This window comes from Prevotella histicola (assembly GCF_055385135.1).
Window position 1 is genome coordinate 1840619 of record NZ_AP043793.1, and the last position, 18928, is coordinate 1859546.

At 41.7% G+C, this 18928-nt stretch carries 10 protein-coding genes; 1 reads left to right on the forward strand and 9 read right to left on the reverse strand.

Annotated features, from left to right (window positions below; translation table 11 throughout):
- Window positions 1–530: 530 nt before the first annotated feature.
- The 6 genes from ACZ48L_RS07310 to ACZ48L_RS07335 form a co-directional block, all read right to left on the reverse strand.
- Complete coding sequence (locus ACZ48L_RS07310; protein WP_464722035.1) at window positions 531–3050, reverse strand: zinc-dependent metalloprotease; 2520 nt, start codon at window positions 3048–3050, stop codon at window positions 531–533.
- 20 nt (window positions 3051–3070) lie between these two features.
- Window positions 3071–5623 carry a zinc-dependent metalloprotease gene (locus tag ACZ48L_RS07315; RefSeq protein ID WP_464721981.1) on the reverse strand — a complete coding sequence of 851 codons (2553 nt, stop codon included), beginning with the start codon at window positions 5621–5623 and terminating at the stop codon, window positions 3071–3073.
- An 8-nt stretch (window positions 5624–5631) separates the two neighbouring features.
- Entirely contained in the window at window positions 5632–7059 is a 1428-nt protein-coding gene (locus tag ACZ48L_RS07320) for a PKD-like domain-containing protein (protein ID WP_025792789.1), read from the reverse strand.
- A gap of 260 nt (window positions 7060–7319) precedes the next feature.
- Window positions 7320–8039, reverse strand: a complete 720-nt coding sequence (locus ACZ48L_RS07325) for a DUF4843 domain-containing protein (protein WP_314694326.1) — start codon at window positions 8037–8039, stop codon at window positions 7320–7322.
- 42 nt (window positions 8040–8081) lie between these two features.
- Window positions 8082–9545 (reverse strand): RagB/SusD family nutrient uptake outer membrane protein, encoded by a 1464-nt coding sequence (locus ACZ48L_RS07330; RefSeq protein ID WP_025792790.1) that lies wholly within the window; start codon window positions 9543–9545, stop codon window positions 8082–8084.
- Window positions 9546–9561: 16 nt separating this feature from the next.
- A complete protein-coding gene (locus ACZ48L_RS07335) occupies window positions 9562–12816 on the reverse strand; it encodes a SusC/RagA family TonB-linked outer membrane protein (RefSeq protein WP_025792791.1) in 3255 nt (1084 codons plus the stop codon).
- A gap of 779 nt (window positions 12817–13595) precedes the next feature.
- Between ACZ48L_RS07335 and ACZ48L_RS07340 the strand changes: the two genes are divergently transcribed.
- The gene (locus ACZ48L_RS07340) at window positions 13596–15038 is read left to right on the forward strand and encodes a lipopolysaccharide biosynthesis protein (RefSeq protein WP_219446117.1); all 1443 of its coding nucleotides are present in this window, start codon (window positions 13596–13598) and stop codon (window positions 15036–15038) included.
- Here ACZ48L_RS07340 and ACZ48L_RS07345 read toward each other — a convergent pair.
- From ACZ48L_RS07345 to ACZ48L_RS07355, 3 genes are read right to left on the reverse strand one after another with little or no spacing between them, the layout of a single operon-like run.
- A complete protein-coding gene (locus tag ACZ48L_RS07345; protein WP_025792792.1) occupies window positions 15014–15997 on the reverse strand; it encodes a glycosyltransferase in 984 nt (327 codons plus the stop codon). The two genes, ACZ48L_RS07340 and ACZ48L_RS07345, sit on opposite strands and share 25 nt — an antisense overlap.
- Before the next feature lie 2 nt (window positions 15998–15999).
- Window positions 16000–17430 carry a DUF6080 domain-containing protein gene (locus ACZ48L_RS07350; RefSeq protein ID WP_025792793.1) on the reverse strand — a complete coding sequence of 477 codons (1431 nt, stop codon included), beginning with the start codon at window positions 17428–17430 and terminating at the stop codon, window positions 16000–16002.
- Window positions 17427–18776, reverse strand: a complete 1350-nt coding sequence (locus tag ACZ48L_RS07355) for a DUF6080 domain-containing protein (protein ID WP_025792794.1) — start codon at window positions 18774–18776, stop codon at window positions 17427–17429. Before ACZ48L_RS07355 ends, ACZ48L_RS07350 begins: the two co-directional genes overlap by 4 nt.
- Between the last annotated feature and the right edge of the window lie 152 nt (window positions 18777–18928).

The following is an 18928-nucleotide window of genomic DNA, read 5'->3' on the forward strand; positions in this document are numbered from 1 at the left end:
TGGAATAGTTGTTTCCTCCATCTTCAACATCCCTCTATTTGAATATAAAGATGCATGGGTTATCCTTTCTTTTGCGTGAAGTTTTTCCTTGATAAGGGTGACTTCTTTCTCAGAATGATTCAGAGTTAGCTTCAAGTGGACCATCACTATGAGTATGAGAATTTACTTTACAAAGTGGAGTGGGGTGTAAATTGGCATATAATCTTTTCTGTGTTATTTGTGTCTTTGTAACCTTTTGCTAGTCAATAGGTTACGAATAGGCTTTCAAAAGGTGCCCTTTTACCATCTAAAAGATGCCCTTTTACACTTCAAAAGGGCACCTTTTACAATGCAAAAGGGCGTCTTTTACATTGCAAAAGAGCATCTATTATTTTGCTATTGTGAATACTTTTTACAAAAGACTGGTGTGTCTTACAAGTGATAGTAGAATGTAAGACAATAGAATCATGTCTTTCTCTGTTAGGATTTAGGCTTAAAAGCATGAAAAAAGGCGGTTGGAAACTCATCCAACCGCCTTAGAATACTGTTTCTTATGAATTAAAATATTTCTGAACTCGGGCAAACATTAGTTCGTAATGTGACTTTATAGCCGGCGAACGTGTTGTGGTGATACGCTCTTTAAGTAGCTTTTGTAACTTAAGTGCATAGTGGAAGATATATTCCGATGTACGGTCTATTGTTTCCATCCACATGGTATCAGGCTCTCCGTAACCTGTTCCGAAACCGAGGAAAGCCACATCTTTCTTGTCGTCACGTAGACTGCGTACCTTTCCAATCTGCTTTATTTCGTTGACATTTGTAGAGAGTCGGTCCACATATATGCGTTGCATGGCAAGGTCATCATCGTCAAGTGACTCATTGCCAGTCATTGTTTTGCCCCACACATTATTATATATGTCCTCGTTATATTCCAATGGTGAATAAGAAGTGGAGTCTGCATAATAGCTCAATGCTAGGCGAGCAGTGGCAGAGAGTGCCATCTCCTGTATGCCACTAGCCAGTGTCTTATAAGGATGAGAGTTCACTTGTGGGAGTCGATCCTCAATACTTGCTATGCCGCGATGGCCAAATTTATGTGCTTCTTGCAGTAACCACAAAGCTGCTTCACGTTGTTTCTCCTTAGAGACTACTTGATAACGTGGCAGACCAGAGGACTCTGTCGTCTGGAAAAGCTTGATTCCACCTATTACAGCATACACGTTACGTGAATAACCATAGGCTTGCGACACCATCTGACGATAGAGTTTTGCTTTGCGAACACCATCTGCACCATCAGGAATCCACTCGTCGAAGTGGTGAAGTATGTACTCTAAGTTCTTAAGACCGTATGTACTCGACTTCACAGCATCATCACCCAGATCCTCTTCTATGGCTGTTGGGTCATAACGATAGCGTGACTGTTGCAGTCCATATCGATACATGGGGTCATTTTCATGTGCTGCAACCATTGCCTGTAGTGGCTTTATATCGTCACGGAAACCCTTTGAACGAGGGAAAACACGGTATCCCCAGTCGATCGCATACTCATCATACACGCCTAAGAACGGTGGAGTGAGTGATACTCCCTTGTCTGTTGGTTGTGCAACATAGTTGAAACGGGCATAATCCATGATGGATGCCGTTGTTCCATACTTATGTGTGAAGTCTACAGAACGCAGAGAATCGGTCGGAATGGCTGCAGATGCAGCCATGTTATGCATCAAACCGAGGGTGTGACCTACCTCATGTGCTACGATATATTCCAATGTTGACGCAACAATACTGTCGGGCATATCCAGTGTTCTGGCAGCTGGATCAAGCTGTGAAGTCTGTATAAAACGCCAGCTATTGATAACGTTTACAACGTCATTATAGACCAAAACGGTAGCCGTAATAATCTCACCTGTACGTGGATCGACCCATGATGGTCCCATAGCATTCTCTGTTGCTGTAGGCAAGTAACGGATACAAGAGTATTTAAAGTTGTCTGGATCGAAGTTAGGATCATCCGTTGGGAAGTCCTTAACCTGCATAACATCTTTGAAACCGATACGTTCGAAAGCTCTGTTCCATCGTAGAACGGAATTCTTAATGGCCTTCTTCCACAGTGAAGGGAAGTTATTATCGATATAATAAACAATCGGTTTTACAGGCTCGGTCAGCTTTCCTGCAAAGTAAGCTGCCGTGTCCTTAGGTTCAACACGCCACCGGTTGATGAAGCTTGCATGCTCAATCAGTCCGTCATTGACAACAGACTTCGGCGTGAGGAAGTATCCAATACGTATGTCACCCAGGCGTGGTGTCATCTTTTCGTTAGGCAATAAGGCCAAAGTAAACTCTACACCAATGGATACTGGTTGGTTACTGATAGCCACATTACCGCTGTTTCCTGACATGTTAGCAACGTAGTTACGTTCCATTTTGATGCAGGCATTGCTCTCAAATGACTTCAAAGCAGTCACTTTTATCCATTCTGGCTTCAGCTCAGCATCCACTCTATATGGGCCAGCTATCTTTGTTATGACAGGGAAATATTTACTTTCTCTTAGGAAAAAGGATGAAGCATCGAAAAGAATACCCCCCGTTTTCTTGTTTCTTGCTTTGATAGGGAAAGCATAAAGGTCAAGATCCCGATAGTTGGTTGCTTCTGCCTGGCTGGCTTTTGGTGATGGAAGTGCATCCAACAGTTCGGAATTAACCGCCTGCATGACGATGGAACTGTCCTTCTCTACAAAGCGTATGTGTGTTACAGAGCCAGCACGTGTGCCCAATTCTGCGAACTGTGGGCTGGAAACAGATGATACTGTTGCACCGATAAGCATATCACGTCCGATAGATGATGGTGGCAGTTCGACAAGCAGTTTCTCACCTGTTCTGTAGAGAGAGACGAATGGTCCTCTTGCTGAATCAGTCTTTTCCTCAGTCAGGATACGCTCATAGGCATCCTTCTTTACCGTCTCAGTGGTAGTCTTAGTGTTCTTTTTTTTCTTCTTAAAGAACGGGAAAGCCTGTGCAGACATTGACAGACTCAAGAAGCCCAGAGCGATAACAGTTACGTGAACTGATCTCATTGATAATACAGATGCTTTCCTCATTGCTTCACCTCCATTGTCTTATTGAGTTTGAAGAGTAACATTTCGTAGTGTGTTCGTGCTGCTATTGGGAGATTATTCTTCAGACATTTCTCCAATGCAGGCTTTAGTTTCTGCAAGCAATTATAGAAGTAGAGCTCAGAGTTGTCGGCAAGTGTGATGTCAACAGCTGGTACAAGACTCTGTGAAGGGTCTCCAAATCCTGGTGTGGCACCGATGTCTTCATTGTTTTTCAATGCTGCTCCTGATGATGAACCACCTGCTGCGCCACCATTACCTGTAGCCTTTGAGACAGCATTCTGCGCATAGTTCATGAATGTTCGCTGCATAATACGCTCTCCTTGGGATGGTGCACGCATCTGAATGACACTGTTGAAGATAGCATTATACATATCATCAAAGTATTCTTTCTGTGTATAACTGTTTGGATTCAGGTAAGATGTCACTGCAACACGTAAGCGTGCAGCAAGTAAGTCGTACCCCATGAACTCCAAAGTCTGGTCATAATAACTAACAGACAAGAAGCCTTTGCGCTCGTAGTTGCGGTTAGCATACTTGCTAATGCTCATTGCTTGCTGCAGACTCCATAGGAAAGAGCGGCGCTGAAGATCCTTTGGTACGACCTGATACTGTGGTACTCCAGAAGAAATCTTCATATTATTGATGTACATACCACCAACATTGCTTAGCACTTGTTTGAATGCTGCATAACGGTTCTGTGCTATCTGTAGGTAGAGTTTATCTTTGATACGTGTGTCTTCGTCGTTCTTTATCCACTTAGAAAGGTTGCTTTCAACAATAGAATAGTTCTTGTTGGCAAGTTCTGCTGTGGCAATCATGTCGTTACCAAGTGCTCCTGCTTGTACCCGAGGGTCCCATTTTCCGTTGCGTTCAGCGTAATAACGAAGACGAGGATTCATCACTTTATTGTCGACAAAAGCCTCAAGTGTATTCTTCTCTTCATTGATTGACACATTATCTGTATCGAAATAACGATAGTTCCAGTTGATGGTGAAGTAGTCATACATACCCAATCCCGTTGGTGTTAGGCGTACACCTCGGTCAGAAGGTTGTGCAACATAATTATAATGTACGTCATCCATGACAGAAGGAGCAAGTCCCATAGTTGTCGTAAAGCGTGCATTACGTAAAGAATCAGTAGGATAAGTGAATGAAGCACCAAGGTTATTCTGTAGTCCAAGCATGCTGCCTGTCTCTTTCATGACCAACATCTTCAGTCCTTCTGCAAACTTCTCGGCTGACAGACGATTGCTTCGAACAGAAGGATCAACGGCTCCTGTTTCAATAAAACGCCACTTATGCAGCAGTCGTTCTACGTCAGAATAGATGAACATAGAGGCATTCATGATCTCACCAGTATTGGGATTGACATGAATATTACTTGTTGGTTCTGATGAAGAACCGCTTGGAATGTAGCGAATGCAGGAATATTGAATGTTATCTGGGTCGAAATCAGATTGCTTCTGAGGGAAGTCTACTACTTCTATTGCGTTTCTGAAGCCAATCTTCTCAAAGGCTTTGTTCCATTCAAGGATACCTTCACGGATTGGTTTCTTCCATGATTCAGGGAAAGTATTATCTATATAGAAACGAATTGGACTGACAGGTGTAGTTAGTTTTCCCTTTGCATAAGCCTTCTTATCACTGGGAATGAGGTTCCAACGGTGAGAGAAGAAGATGCGTTTGGTACTTCCTCCCTCTTTAGGAATACCTAAACGGACAGAATAATCAACACCTATGCGAGAGTCCATGATGCGTGGTCGCATTGCTGACTCTGGTAAAAGTGTTACGCTATAACATACTCCTACTGTCGTAGGGCGCTCTCCTCCGATAGGCATAGACATCAAAGAGGTTGATATTCCATAAGTGAAATCGTTGTTAATAGCAAGGTTTGTATCGAAACTCTTTATGCCACGAATGAACGAAAGTTCTGACTTTGGAGTTGCTTTTATGCTATAATTACCGTTTCGTGTTGGCATTACGGGTATCAGACTTGTTGGTTTACCAACGAGAGAGGTGACATCAAAGACCACAGCAGTACTGTCATTGTTGTATGCTAAGATGTTAAATCCTTGCCAAATACCGTCACGGTAGTTCTGTGATAACGCCCCTTCAAGGTCTTTTGATGGTGCATTGTCTTGGAAAAGAACGTTATTAGGTGTCTTCATCACGACAGAGCTGTCCTGGATATCAAAGTAAAACAGTACTGGATTGGAGCTTGTAGACCCTACTGTGACTGTTGTTGGATCGGTTGTAGAGGTTATTCTCCCTCCAAGTAACATCTGTTTCTTGAGCAATGTACGTGGAAGCTCGAAGTAAATCTTATTGTCCAGCTTGTAAACTGTGATGAATTTACTACGTGCAGTCTCCACCTTCTTGTCCTTAAAGAGCCTGTCATACTTCGTCTCTTTCTTAGGTTTCGACTTCGATTTGTCGTCATCAGCCTTTACAACTGTACTTTGCAATGCAAGGAGAAGCAGTAATGCTCCTCCTATTGTTGATTTCTTAAACGAGAAATTCATTCCTATCATTTGTGTGTTTATTTGTTTCTGTATAGTGCTTTCACAATCTTCTTAGTGATATGTTGCTTCGACCAACGCAGTGCATTGGTCTGTGTATCGTAGCAATAAAGACTTCCTTGCATAGCATTTGAGGAATCATTCGTTGCTATATAGATGAGATTGTCATCGTCAGAGAAGACCATATCAACAATATTTTCCGTACTATTACCTACCGAGAACAGTGGAGCTGTAGGGAAAGTACCGTTTGCAAGGACATTATGAGCATAGACATTGTTACCATTTGTGTAGTAAACTATGTTCTTACTACGTGCAGATCGCACGATAGCCCCATTGCTTATACCTGTTGAAGCAGGCATAGCAATATGGTAAATAACGTTTGATGCGATGCGTTTAGTAGCATCTGATGAGAAATATCCTGGAAGAATATATGTGAAATAGTATGTTCCAGTACTCTTCTGACAAGTGATAAGCGCCATATTACGCTGTTTATTTACGCTACCCATACCCACTAAGGTGTCACCAGTGAAGGTTCCTTTCAGTATTTCAGCTGGTACTGAAGAGTTCTCGATAGCCATTGCCAGCAGTGAACCATGTGCATTGTCGAAGTAAGCATCACCATGTGCATAGAAAAGATCATCCCTCCACCATGGGGTCATGTAGTTAGATAGTGTTACAGAGCCATTAACTGCATTGGTAAAACGTGATGTCTGTGAGAAGATAGTGGTTGAATTCAGCGCTACAGAGTACAGGTTATCGTTCGTAATAACCATAGTCTTGGGTGTACTGTTGTCTGAACTTGCCTCTAATTGTGTTACTTTTTCTCCTACAGCAGTCTTGAACAGAGATACCATTTCATATCCATCAAGCTGATAAAGCGTTGAAGGATTGCCTGCAGCTATGAGCAGAACGTCTTGTTTCTGACTGCCTATAGTCTTGTTCCATGTCATAGAACATGGTTCACCAAAGGTGATATTTGGGTTGTTTTCAGCCAGAATGTCTAAGTGGAAGTTCTTTTGGGTATCTTCAGTCGGTACGTATGACAAAATAGCATGGCTGTTGTCATCAGCCAGAAGATAGATACCTTTTGTGTAAGCGTACTCAACGTTTACCTTGAACTCATATATCTTGATATTCTCTCCGTTGCTGATGCGCAAGCGAGCCGTGTACTCTCCGGAGCTTTTGCATGGATAAACAAGCTTCGTATCGTTCGATATTAACTTGTGGTTTACTTCCCATTCGTACTTCAGAGGTTGCTGACCATTGCTCTGTAACACCGTAGGATTAATCTTCAGTGTGTCACCTTGGTTGAGCGTATATATACTGTTTAAGGGTGTCTGAAGGCTTATTTCAGAAACCGTATTGCCGCCAGTTGTTGAGTCATCCTTGATACAGGACGAGAATAACAAGGCTGATACAGCAAGGAGATATAAATATTTCTTTATCATGATCATATCTTTTCTTGTTCAAGTTTATGGTCTTATTGACTTTTAAAAGTATTGGTCTCGTTTTGTGCTCATGCTTAGCACGTCATGTGCGGGGCGTCATCTCCATTGGTGCGGATGCCCCGCACGGGTGGTGTTCATGCTTAGCACCATTTGTTCTGGTTGCCCCTTAGCTATTTGTTCAGTGTTTCTTTATACATGAAAGATAGTGTAGAACAACGTTAAACAGCAATCCGAAACCTTCAATATACGGATGAATGCATCTATTCTGGGTGTGCTCTGAAGTAAGCTACCACCTTTTGTATGTTCCTGTAAAGCTCAGTCCAACTTCTGTTGTTTCGTATTGCCTTTACCAATTTATTGGCATCTGAGTCATAGAAGGATAATAACATTCTGTATTTTGCAGGTGTATAAGCAGGTAATCCCATAGAACTTAGCAGTGGCATATCCCACCAATCAGGTTTCTCAAGAACGTTATTGAATGCGATAATCCTCTTTGTTTTGTCTGGGAAGCGTGTTCCTAAATCATCAGTTGGCTTGAGAAGGAGTATCAATCTAATGTTGTCGTTCTGTGTCTCACTGAGGTTCTGACGCATCAATACTACTGGGAAAGATGCCGTGAGACTGTCTGCTGGTACAGTAAGAATACTGTCGAGTGCAACAAAGTGTACACCAGCCTTTGCAGAACTACTTGGGTCAACAAGCACTTTGAAGTGCTGTGGCTGTGATTTCTTCACACCAGCAATCTTCACTTTGACGTTTACAGTGTCGGTTGTAACACTGGTTGGCTGCGTTCCAAATGAATAGTTATATAGTGTGTCGGTGGTATTCTGGAGGTCAAAGTACACTTGATTTCCTCCTTCAAAATACCCTTCCTTTGAATATTCTCCGTCATAGTCAATGCCCGAACAAGCCTGACCAACCAGGGCTATCAGCCCTATTGCGAAGAATTTTATCATCATTTTCTTTCTTGATTTATTCATAATGATATCCTTTAGACGTCTGTTTCTTATTTGTCTTGATGTTTAGTTCTGAAGTTTATATACTTTTTCGTCGCCGTATTCGTTCTCTCTGTCAGGCCATGGGAGTTTGAATATCGCATCAGAAGGCTGATAAGTGTCGATATTTCTAAAGTCAGTAAAGCTACGGTTGTAATGCTTCAAGGCATAGAACGTTTGTCCCATACCAGGGAATTCACGCATACGTTCACGCATCATCTCCTGTTCAAAGAGCTCACGTGTTGCTACATTTGCAGCATCAACATTGCCTAATCCTCTGCTCTTTCTTACCTGATTGAGGAGATTTATTGCTTCAGTCTTGTCCGTATCATAAAGACTTTCACTCAGAATGTAGTACATCTCTGGCAAACTGATCAATACGAAACCTTTTAATACACCTCTTGTTGCTTCGGCATCGTTCTGAATCAGACGGATAAAGCTGAAGCTTGAAGATGCTCCAGATGCGTTTTCTCTGTAGAAAGCATTGTAACGCAAGTCGGAACTGAGCGCTGTGAAGCGATCGGTCTCATAGAGACTACGCGTGTCTCGACGCCCTTCGGTAAAGTTTCCTTGCCCTGTTGAACGGAGGAACGTTGTACGAATAGAGGTTGAACGGTCGGCTGCATAGACACCGAAAATCATCTCTTTGCTTGCTGGAAAGCGCATAACAGAGTCAATCGTTGTGCTGGTATTCAGCTTGAAGTTCTGTGTTGCATTGATGACTTCACGTGCATTCTGTACCGCTTCGGTGTATTTTCCCATCGCATAATATACACGTGCTTTAGTTGCTTTAACGGCATATTTGTTGAAAAGAATTACACGTCCTTTGTGATAATCACGCTGGAAAGTATTGTCATACGTCACATCATTATCATCTGATAACAGGGAATCTGCTTTGTTCAAGTCCCTTAAAATGAGCGTGAATGTGTCATACAGATTGTAGCGTTGACGGTTCTTTAGATTGAAATCAAAAGAGTATGGCAAGCCAAGAGTGTTATCATTGCTGCGTCTATAGTCTATACAATAAAGGCGTGCAAGGTCGAAATGCATGAAAGCACGCAGTCCATAGGCCTCACCTTTTATGAGTTTTCGTTCCTGTGCAGCCTCACTGATCCCGTCAATGTGTGCTATGATGTTATTAACATTAGCTATGTTATTGTACATATTGCTCCAAACAGCATCTGTCATCAGGCGTGCTTGTTGGTTAGTGTACTGATATCTATTAAGATAATAGCTCACATCTTGTGGGTTATCATAGCCAAATTGCTGGCCTAACTTATCGACAAGTCCCCATGAAAGGTTCTCCCCATAAAGGTTCGAAGTGGCTAATTTGCCATAAACACCAAACATAGCATCCTCGAAACCCGTGATGTCTTCGAGCATTTCACCCTCTGTTAACTGTCCTTTTGGCTGTACATCCAGGAAGTCATTGCAGGAAGTAAGCAGTGTAAAGGCTATGGATATTCCTATGTATTTTGCTATTTTATTCATTGTCATGCTGTTTATTTTAGAGTGAGAAACGTAATGAGAACTCGAAACTTCTATCGTATGGATAGTTCAAACCGCGCTCTCTCTTTGCTGTTGACAGGTAGAAGAGGTCGTTGGTAAGAAGCTCTAAGAACATACGTTTCAGTCCATATTTCTGTAACCAAGTAGTTGGTACCTCATAAGAGAAGGACAAACTGGTCATACGTAGGTAGTTATTCTTCTGTACAAAACGTGATGTTTGATACGGAGTAGCAGTATCGTCAATACGTTTATACTTAGCTTCAGTGCCAGGAGTCTTCCATCTGTCGTTTAATACACGCTCATCAGCATTGTATTTTGGGTTTGCTCCTTCAACCTTTGTTGCCAATGTCTCATTGTAAAGGGCTCCACCGAAAGAGTATTGGAAGGAACAACTAAACGCGAAACGCTTGTAAGTAAGGTATGAATTGATAGCACCAATACCTGTAGGGTTGGTATCTCCGAAGATAACTTTATCATTTGGATCATACACAAAGGTATAGCTGCCATCACGTTTGATGAATATTTCCTGACCTGTTACAGGGTCGATACCAGCTGAAGGTACAACCTTCAGAGCTGTCAATGACTGTCCTTCTTCGTATACAGGGAGTGGAGCTACACCGCCTTTAGCCAGGTTTTGCTCATTCTGTTCACGCAAAGCATTACTGATCTTCTTGATCTTATTCTTGTTATATGCATATGTAAAACCAAGTGACCACTGCCAATCTTTGTTTTGAATGGGGAAGGTACGCAGACGAAGTTCAAAGCCTGTGTTCTGTACTTCACCTATGTTTTCACGTGAAGTGGTCACACCTACAGATGGCGCTTTGGTGATATCGAGGAGTAGGTTGTCTGTATTCTTGATGTAATAATCAGCTGATAAGTCGATACGACCATGGAAAGCAGTGAAGTCAACACCGATATCTGTACTCAAAGTACGCTCCCATTTCAAGTCTGGATTACCAATAGTAATAGGTGTGGCACCTGTTCCTTTACCATAGAAGTAAGCACTGTTGTAACTGTAAGTGGTGAGTGCTTGGTATGGATTGAAGTTGATATTACCTAAATAACCAATGCTTGCACGGAGCTTCAAGAGCTGAACCTGTGAGCCACTCATAAACTTTTCATTGTGAATATTCCATCCTCCACCAACGCTCCAGAATGGTGCGAAGCGTTTATTCTTACCGAAACGTGATGAACCTTCATAACGATAGATGAGGTCAAGGAAGTATTTGTTATCCCAAATGGTATTGGTATTCACAAAGAAACCAACTCCTCTGGTCTCTGTGTCAGAGCCACTTGGATGTGTACCAGCGTCATATGATGTTGCAAAAGCTGGGTGTCCGAGCTTGTCAGAGTAGAAACCAACAGAGCGATAACCCGCTGCATCCGTTGAAGTTGACTCCATACTACTACCTCCCATAGCTGTAAGGAAGAGCTTCTTAAAGAAGTAATTATTGTATGAAAGCATCAGTTTTCCCTGCAATGTAGTGACGTTTGTCCAGTTATCTGACAGTGATCCACGCTGGTCAGCAGCCTTATTACTGATCTCGTAGTAAGAGAATGGAGATGTAAATATTCGTCTGTCTTGCTTGCTACGGTCAATGGTAAAGTCACCATCCAGACGTACCTTGTCACCGAACCACAACTGAAGTGATGTCGTATTCAGGAAGTCTAAGGTGTTAGTCTTGTTATAACTGCCGAGTGATGCATCGTAGAGTGGGTTCGAAATGTCGTGATAAAGTGAAGAACGTAACTTACCATCAGCGTCGTATGGGTTCTCATATGGGTTCATTTTCACCCAGTCAGAGAAGTCACCATAAGGTGATTCGTTGTTTGTTACGGATGTGATCGTAGAACTGTTTGATACAAAGAACTTACCAGAAACATTGTAAGACAAACGGAAGTTGGTTGATAAACGAGTGCGATCGGAGCCTTTCATGACACCAGAATCCTTACCGTAACGTACGCCAAGGTTATATTTGGCGCGCTCATCACCACCATCAATACTCAAACTGTGCGACTGTGAGAAGGCATTGCGTAGTGGTTTTGCCAACCAATCAGTCTCAACACCGCTCTGAATGTTATTATATATGCGTGCATAATCCAAGTCATATTGATACTGACGAGTAGGATCTGAGTCGGTAAACAGACCTGCTAACCGCTCATACTCAAGTTTCTGGCGTGCATTCAATAGATGGTAATCGTGTAAGTCTGGTGTTGACAGGCGGACTGTACCACTGTAGTTGAGTTTCAACTTACCACCTTTCAGGGTCTTTGTTGTAATAACAATGACACCAGCTGATGCTTTTGCACCATAGAGAGCAGATGCAGATGCATCCTTAAGAACGGTGACTGTCTCAATATCATTCATGTCCATGTCGGCAACATACTCTGGTGTGACCTGCGCACCATCAACGACATAAACAGGAGTGTTGGCTTGTCCTTCGAATGTTGCACGTCCACGGATGTTGATTTCTGCTACCTTGTTAGGGTCGGAACCTTTGAGGTTGTCATCGGCAATGACCATACCTGGGACGAAGTTTGCAATGCTTTGCAACACATTCTTCGTACCGACGTTCATTAATTGGTCACGTGTAACAGAAACCTGTGAGCCTGTGAACGAGTTTTTATTTTTGGTTTGATAACCCGTTACAACCACTTCCTGCATCTCTTTTGTGTCCTCGTGCATAGTGAAGTTGGCTGCTGAACCGTTCTTTACCGTTCTCGTAATGGTCTTATAACCAATGTATGACACTGTCAACCGTGCCTCTTTTAAGTCGGTTTGTGCCTGATATTCACCGTTTATGTCTGTTGTGTATCCTCCGTTAACACCATCTATTCGGATAATAGCACCGATGATTGGGTCACCGTTTACATCAGTTACCTGACCGTAAATGCCTTTCTTACGCTGTACAGGTTCTTTCTTTGCAAATGTCAGTGTGTTACCATCAACTGTATAGGTAAATGGCAACTGGTTTGATAAGCTTAGTAACAAACTTGAAACAGACTGATTGCGCACGTCAAGGGTAACACCTGTAAGTGTTTTGACGTCTTCATCGGCAAATTTAACATTCAGTCCTGTCTGTTTTGCAACCTCATTTGCAAATGTTTCTACTGTTGCATCGCGCATTGAGAGTGTAACCTTTGCCCCGTTAAGCTCTTGAGCTGATGTGGGAAGGCAGAATGGACCAAAGCATAATAGGCTCAAGATAAGAGCACAAATCATGCGTTGGAGAAAAGTAGTCTTCTGCATCTTTCTCTTATTTTTGGATTGTTATTTGAAGCAATATGTATAGCCCCTGATGATAATATAATCTTTTTAACCTAATTACTATTGATGAAAAAAGAGGGTGGTCGTCCTCAATATTAATAAAACTAATACCTGTGAATTGATAATTTCGTTTTTAAAAACGACTGCAAATATATAAAAAAAACAAGGAAGATCAGCTTCTTTTTATATAAATTTGAATAATTTTCATATATATCTTGCTCTGTTTTGATTCTTCTTCAACATCCTGTACTGGATGCTTTTTTTGTTATTATTATCTTGATACTTGTGTCTTTCACTATTTTAAAATAAGGTGTTACCTTTTGAAATGTATTTACAGAAAAAGCATTTGAGAGTGTATTGAAAGTTGATTGGGTGTAGATAAAAGTGACTTTGTAAGCTGTTGATTTATAGAAGGTTATAAAGAGGCTGGTAAAAGACGCCCTTTTGCATTGCAAAAGGTGCCCTTTTGAGGTGCAAAAGGGCATCTTTTACTCATCAAAAGGGCACCTTTTACAACGCAAAAGAGCACCTATTGTTTTTCAGTATACGAATTTATATTACATTGTGTCCTGATGGTCCTATTTTGGTTCTTTATGTTTGTTGATGTGAACAGTCATCAGGCTGCAATCATTGGCTTGATGATGAAAAACGAGAAAGCTTCATCTTCAATTCATCTCTTTGCTATTTGCCCATATCAGAATAAAGCGTTATTTTTGCAAACCAATGCTTTTTATTCAAGAAGATATTATATATATAAAGGTGTGGAAAAGGAAACTCTAAAGGAGAAAACTGCCAAAGGACTGTTCTGGGGGGCACTGAATAATGGTACGATGCAGCTCCTGAATATCATAATCGGTGTTTTTTTGGCACGTCTGTTGTCGCCATCCGATTATGGATTAGTGGGAATGTTGGCAGTATTCACTGCTGTTGCTGGTGCTTTACAAGAGAGTGGCTTTACCTCAGCATTGGCAAATATGGAGCATCCTACGGGTAAAGATTACAATGCAGTCTTCTGGTTTAGTACTCTTATGAGCTGGGTTTCCTATCTTGTGTTGTTCTTTTGTGCTCCGTTAATAGCAGCGTTTTTCCATCATGAAGAACTTATAGGGCTGTCACGTTTTATCTTTGTATCCTTACTTTTCTCTGCTATCGGCACTGCTCCTACAGCATATTTGTTTAAGAACATGATGGTTCGGGAGACTACGTTGTTACGAGTTTCTTCACTTGTACTGTCTGGTGTAGTAGGAATTGTATTGGCTTTTCGTGGTTATGCATATTGGAGTTTGGCTTGGCAACAGGTTATTTACATTACGTTGACAAGCTTTGGACGTTTCTTTCTGATACCTTGGCGACCATCTTTCCATATTGATTTTACGCCGATTCGGCATATGTTTTCCTTTAGTTATAAGATTCTTATAACGACAGTGGTCAATACGATAAGTCAGAATGTACTTACATTTATCTTCGGTAGACTCTATTCTGCAAAGGCAGTAGGCAACTTTTCTCAGGCTTTTAAGTGGGATACGATGGCAAGTACCTTTGTTTCAGGAACCATTTCACAGGTCGCTCAACCTGTTTTGGTGGAGGTTAACGGTGATGCTGGGCGTCAAGTGAATGTCTTTCGTAAGATGTTACGCTTTACAGCCTTCCTTGCTTTCCCCGCAATGTTTGGTCTTGCAATGATCTCACATGAGTTTATTTTACTGTTGATATCCGATAAATGGGCAGAGAGTGTCCCTCTTTTGCGTATACTTTGCATCAGTGGTGCCTTCTTACCATTCTATACAATGTATCAAAACCTTATCATCAGCCGTGGAAAATCAGTTATTTACATGTGGTGCACGATAGCTTTGATTGTTGCACAAATCGTGTTTGTCATTCTTTGTTATCGTGAAGGAATCGTGTTTATGGTCAGTATCTATACGCTTGTCACGGTTCTTTGGCTCTTTGTATGGCAGTATTTTGCGGGGAAAGAGATAGGTCTACGATTGTTTGATGTCATGAAAGACATCTGTCCTTATCTCTTTGTGTCAGCTGCAGTGATGCTCGTTACTTACTTCTCAACGGTCTTTATCAGTAATCTTGTGCTGCTATTAGTTGCACGTGTCTTGCTTGCTGGTATCCTTTATTTCGCTATTATGAAGCTGTCTGGGTCACAAATGCTGAAGGAATGTCTTGCTTATTTGCATCGGCGTAGAGCATGATGATACATATACAGTTGCATGACGGGATAGAGCCATGCACGAATCATCTTTATGAAGCTACCACCTGAGGTCTGAAACAACCTTTGGTGGTTTTTTGTTAGTAGGTATTGTAGTCTTAAAAAAGCCCATAATCCTTTCTTCGTTTCAAGTCTCATGATAGCTTTTGCTTCGATGAAATCGTTGTAATTGGTTGTTATTCCTTCCATGAACGTTAACTTTCCTTTGTAAATAGGAAGGGCTATGCTTCGCGCTTGGTGGTAGTGGCGTAGTCCCCATAGCAATTCATACAATCCATTCTGCCATGAAGGGAGACTCCGACTGTAGTCGTTGTAAGTCGTAGCATCGGCATGTCGCCGGAAATTCACCAATACTTTGTTGCAGAAAGCTATACTGTCGTGGCTTGCAGCGAGTATGCTGAGGGCTGCATCATAGAGTGATACGTTGAAGAAAGGATGTGTTACGGGTGGCATCATACGCAATAGTTCTCGGCGGAAGAGCATGGTGTGCCCTGGAAGACCGAGGAACATCATACGGAAAATGCTTACGTTACGTGGTCTGTTATCGAAGTATGCGAAGGAACCATCAGTGGAAAACGGTCGTGTAAGCCCACTACAGAGGAGCTTATTACCAATAGTCGTCATCTGATTGGCTATCTTATCAGCCTCCCAGATGTCATCTTGATCAGCAATAGCAATGAAATCACCCGTCGTTCGATGCATGGCTGAGAGAAAATTGGCATTGACTCCGTGTGTTCCTTCATTGTGATAGATGTGTATGAGAGGATGTTTTTCTTCGTATTCTTCCAATATTTGCCATGTGTTATCAGTCGATCCGTCATCCTGAATGATGATTTCGTGCAATGGATAGGTCTGTGCTAAGATTGAATCAAGCTGCTCCTGCAGATATTTAGCGCCATTATAAGTGCATAAAACGATGGAAACGGGCTTTTTTTCGGTCATAATTAGTGAAGGGATAAGAGGGTTAGAGCAGTGTTATAGCTAATAAGATAAAGTGTAAGGGCACTGATTAAGGTTACTAAACAGATTCTTTTCTTTCCCTTGGTAGTACTTATTAGGTACGCAGAACTTATCGGAATGACATATGCCCAATGGGCAGTCATGATGTAGATTTCGTTGATTCCGAAACCTAATCCTAAGTGAAGTACCATGTCAACGGCAAAGAAAGAGAATGCAAGCCATAGGAATTTACTCCGCTTTCCAGCCCATAAGCCCATAATAAAGAGAAGGATAATAATGCCTTCTACAATATAATTGATAGCATAACTGTATCTTACGATGACTGGACGATCACGCATCACATCGCCAAGTGTGTGTTGTTCGTGTAGTTGGAGTGACTCTCCGAAGAGATTTTCCACAATGGTTGCAGAGCGGGAGGTCGTTATGTCGGTCCAATTTAGGAACCTTTCTTTGCTCATAGGCTTCCCTGAATGTGCGTTTTGGGGCTCTTGTGCCTTCTTTCGTAGCTGCTCTTTTCGATGATTTCGCCATATTTCCTTGAATTTTATGGCTTGCTTGGCACTGTCTTTTATCTGTGTTGTGTCACGAAATGCTGCTAACATTTTAGCTTTATCGGCTTTAATAGCTTGTGCGCGTTGGACTTTTCCCGCGTGAACACTGTCTGCAACAAATGTGTTATATTCCCATTCGCTGAATCCACATAGAACTGCTGCGGGAAGGAGAATGGCTATAAAAAGGTGAGATGGACGGAAAAAAGACTTTCCATTACTGAAGAAACTGGCAAGAAAGACCTTTATTCCGTTGTTGAGTGATACTCCCGCTGTCAGGAAAAAGAGTAGGATAGTCTGCCATTTCTTCATCTTTCGCCCATCTTTTATCTGTTTCCCAGTTATATATAGGACCAAGAGGAGCAGACATAATGATATGATGAAATGGTCAGGAGATATGGCTGCCAGCATCACATAAGCGAAGGAAAAGAGGAAGAATGCTAATATTGAGGATTCAAAACGCGACAGACAGATAAGCTCTTTGCCTATTCTCATCATGAAAAGAAAAGCATAAACAGAGCTAATAAGCAAGACACAGGACACAAGAAACGCCCCACAGTTTATCTCAGTCAATGACATTAACAGCTGATTGATAAGATAAACGGGATAATAATAGAAGGCAAGCAGTGGATGACGGTTCACATCAAACGCTGTTGTCCAGTCTGTAACGACACAAAGGGTCAATGGATCGAAGCCGGAAATGTGGAAATTATCAATGAAAACCTTCCTAAAGTCTTTGTTGATAACGGAGAATTTAGAATAATAATGGCTGATAACGGCAATATGCATTACCATTTGCCATAGAAGAAAGAGGACTACTGGCAGGCGCTCTTCCTTCTTTATCTTCAGAAGGTAATATACTTTCATGACAGAAGATACCTGGCTATATGTCCTGCATTGTAAATCCATAGATACGCAGTGAGAACAAGTAACAGGGCACGCAGTAGTTGTTGAGGCTTGTGGGACAATCCTTTCAACATATATCCATACGCTATTGGGATAATAAAAGCCCATCCTGCAGTCATGATATATACCTCATTAATGGCAAAACCAAGTATAAGGTGGAGTGTGATATCGCAAGCAAACCATGCTAATAGCATTTGGAAGAAACGCTTATGATAACCGAAGACGATACCGATAATGAACAATAGGACGATAATAGCTTCTATAGCATAATTCAAAATCCAGTTATATTTAACAAAGATGGGACGATCCCACGATACATCTTTTAATAGATATTGCTGGTGAAGTTGGATAGATTCACCAAAGAAGTTTTCTATTAATGTCTCGCTACGTGATGTGGATACGTCCATAAGCCTACCTATGGTACTGTTGTCTGCAGCCTTTCCCGTATGACTTCTTAACCATGCATCACGCTGTCTCTTGTGTTCGTTGACTTTCTTGGCATCTCTTTTCTTGTTTACCTGCTCAATATTGTGTACTACTTTCTGCTGTGGAACTTCAAGAAGGTAGTATTGTGACTGCTGGATTCCTAATAATAAAAGGAACGGAAGGATGACACCTATCGTAATAAACTTCCACTTAAAGGTTCTCTTACCATTTGTAAACAGGCCTGCAAGGAGTGTTTTAGTACCGTTGGATGTGGCCATACCAGCTGTGAAGAAGGTAAGTATAAAGGATTGCCAGGCTGTTAATTGTCGTTGTTTCTTAATCTTCATGCCTGTAATGTACATGGTCATGGACAGTAACATCAGGGAAATGATGAAATGATCGGGGACCATTGATGGAACCAAGACATGTCCAAAAGAAAAAAGAAATAAAGTAAGTAGGGTAGAATCAGCCTGACTAAGCTCTATGACTTCGCGGAAAATGCGATACATAAATACTACTGCATAGAAAGCGGAGAAGATGATTATGATTGCCATGAAGTACACAGCAAAGTTATAACCTACGTTCTGTATGAGCCAGGAGTTCAATAGGTAAAGTGGATAAAGGAAGGTTAGATAGAGCGGATGACGTGCTGTCTCGAAGTGAATACGCATACCAGAGATGGTGATCCATGACCAGTTATCATATCCAGACATGCGAAAGTTCTTTGTGAAGATGCTCCAGAATCCTCCTTGTGCCCCCATAGTGTATACATGATAATGGCTGGCTATGACCAAAGCATTAAACACTATGAACACGAAAAGCATGCAGAACGCAAGCAAACGTTCCTCTTTTTTTACTTTGAAGATATTGAATAGTGACATTAAAAACAGTAAATAACTGCTGCAAAGGTACGAATTAAAGAAGATTAAACAAAGAATTACACTTAAGAAGTCACTCTATCACGGTGGAAGGTGTTGTTATACTGGTTCGTGCGGATGCTTAGCACCATATGTGTTGGTACCTCGCACCAGTG

Excerpts from the sequence above, each read along its gene's own strand:
- ACZ48L_RS07310 (WP_464722035.1), bottom strand. The coding sequence starts at position 3,050 with ATGAGATCAGTTCACGTAACTGTTATCGCTCTGGGCTTCTTGAGTCTG.
- ACZ48L_RS07315 (WP_464721981.1), bottom strand. The coding sequence starts at position 5,623 with ATGATAGGAATGAATTTCTCGTTTAAGAAATCAACAATAGGAGGAGCA.
- ACZ48L_RS07320 (WP_025792789.1), bottom strand. The coding sequence starts at position 7,059 with ATGATAAAGAAATATTTATATCTCCTTGCTGTATCAGCCTTGTTATTC.
- ACZ48L_RS07325 (WP_314694326.1), bottom strand. The coding sequence starts at position 8,039 with ATGAATAAATCAAGAAAGAAAATGATGATAAAATTCTTCGCAATAGGG.
- ACZ48L_RS07330 (WP_025792790.1), bottom strand. The coding sequence starts at position 9,545 with ATGAATAAAATAGCAAAATACATAGGAATATCCATAGCCTTTACACTG.
- ACZ48L_RS07335 (WP_025792791.1), bottom strand. The coding sequence starts at position 12,816 with ATGCAGAAGACTACTTTTCTCCAACGCATGATTTGTGCTCTTATCTTG.
- ACZ48L_RS07345 (WP_025792792.1), bottom strand. The coding sequence starts at position 15,997 with ATGACCGAAAAAAAGCCCGTTTCCATCGTTTTATGCACTTATAATGGC.
- ACZ48L_RS07350 (WP_025792793.1), bottom strand. The coding sequence starts at position 17,430 with ATGAAAGTATATTACCTTCTGAAGATAAAGAAGGAAGAGCGCCTGCCA.
- ACZ48L_RS07355 (WP_025792794.1), bottom strand. The coding sequence starts at position 18,776 with ATGTCACTATTCAATATCTTCAAAGTAAAAAAAGAGGAACGTTTGCTT.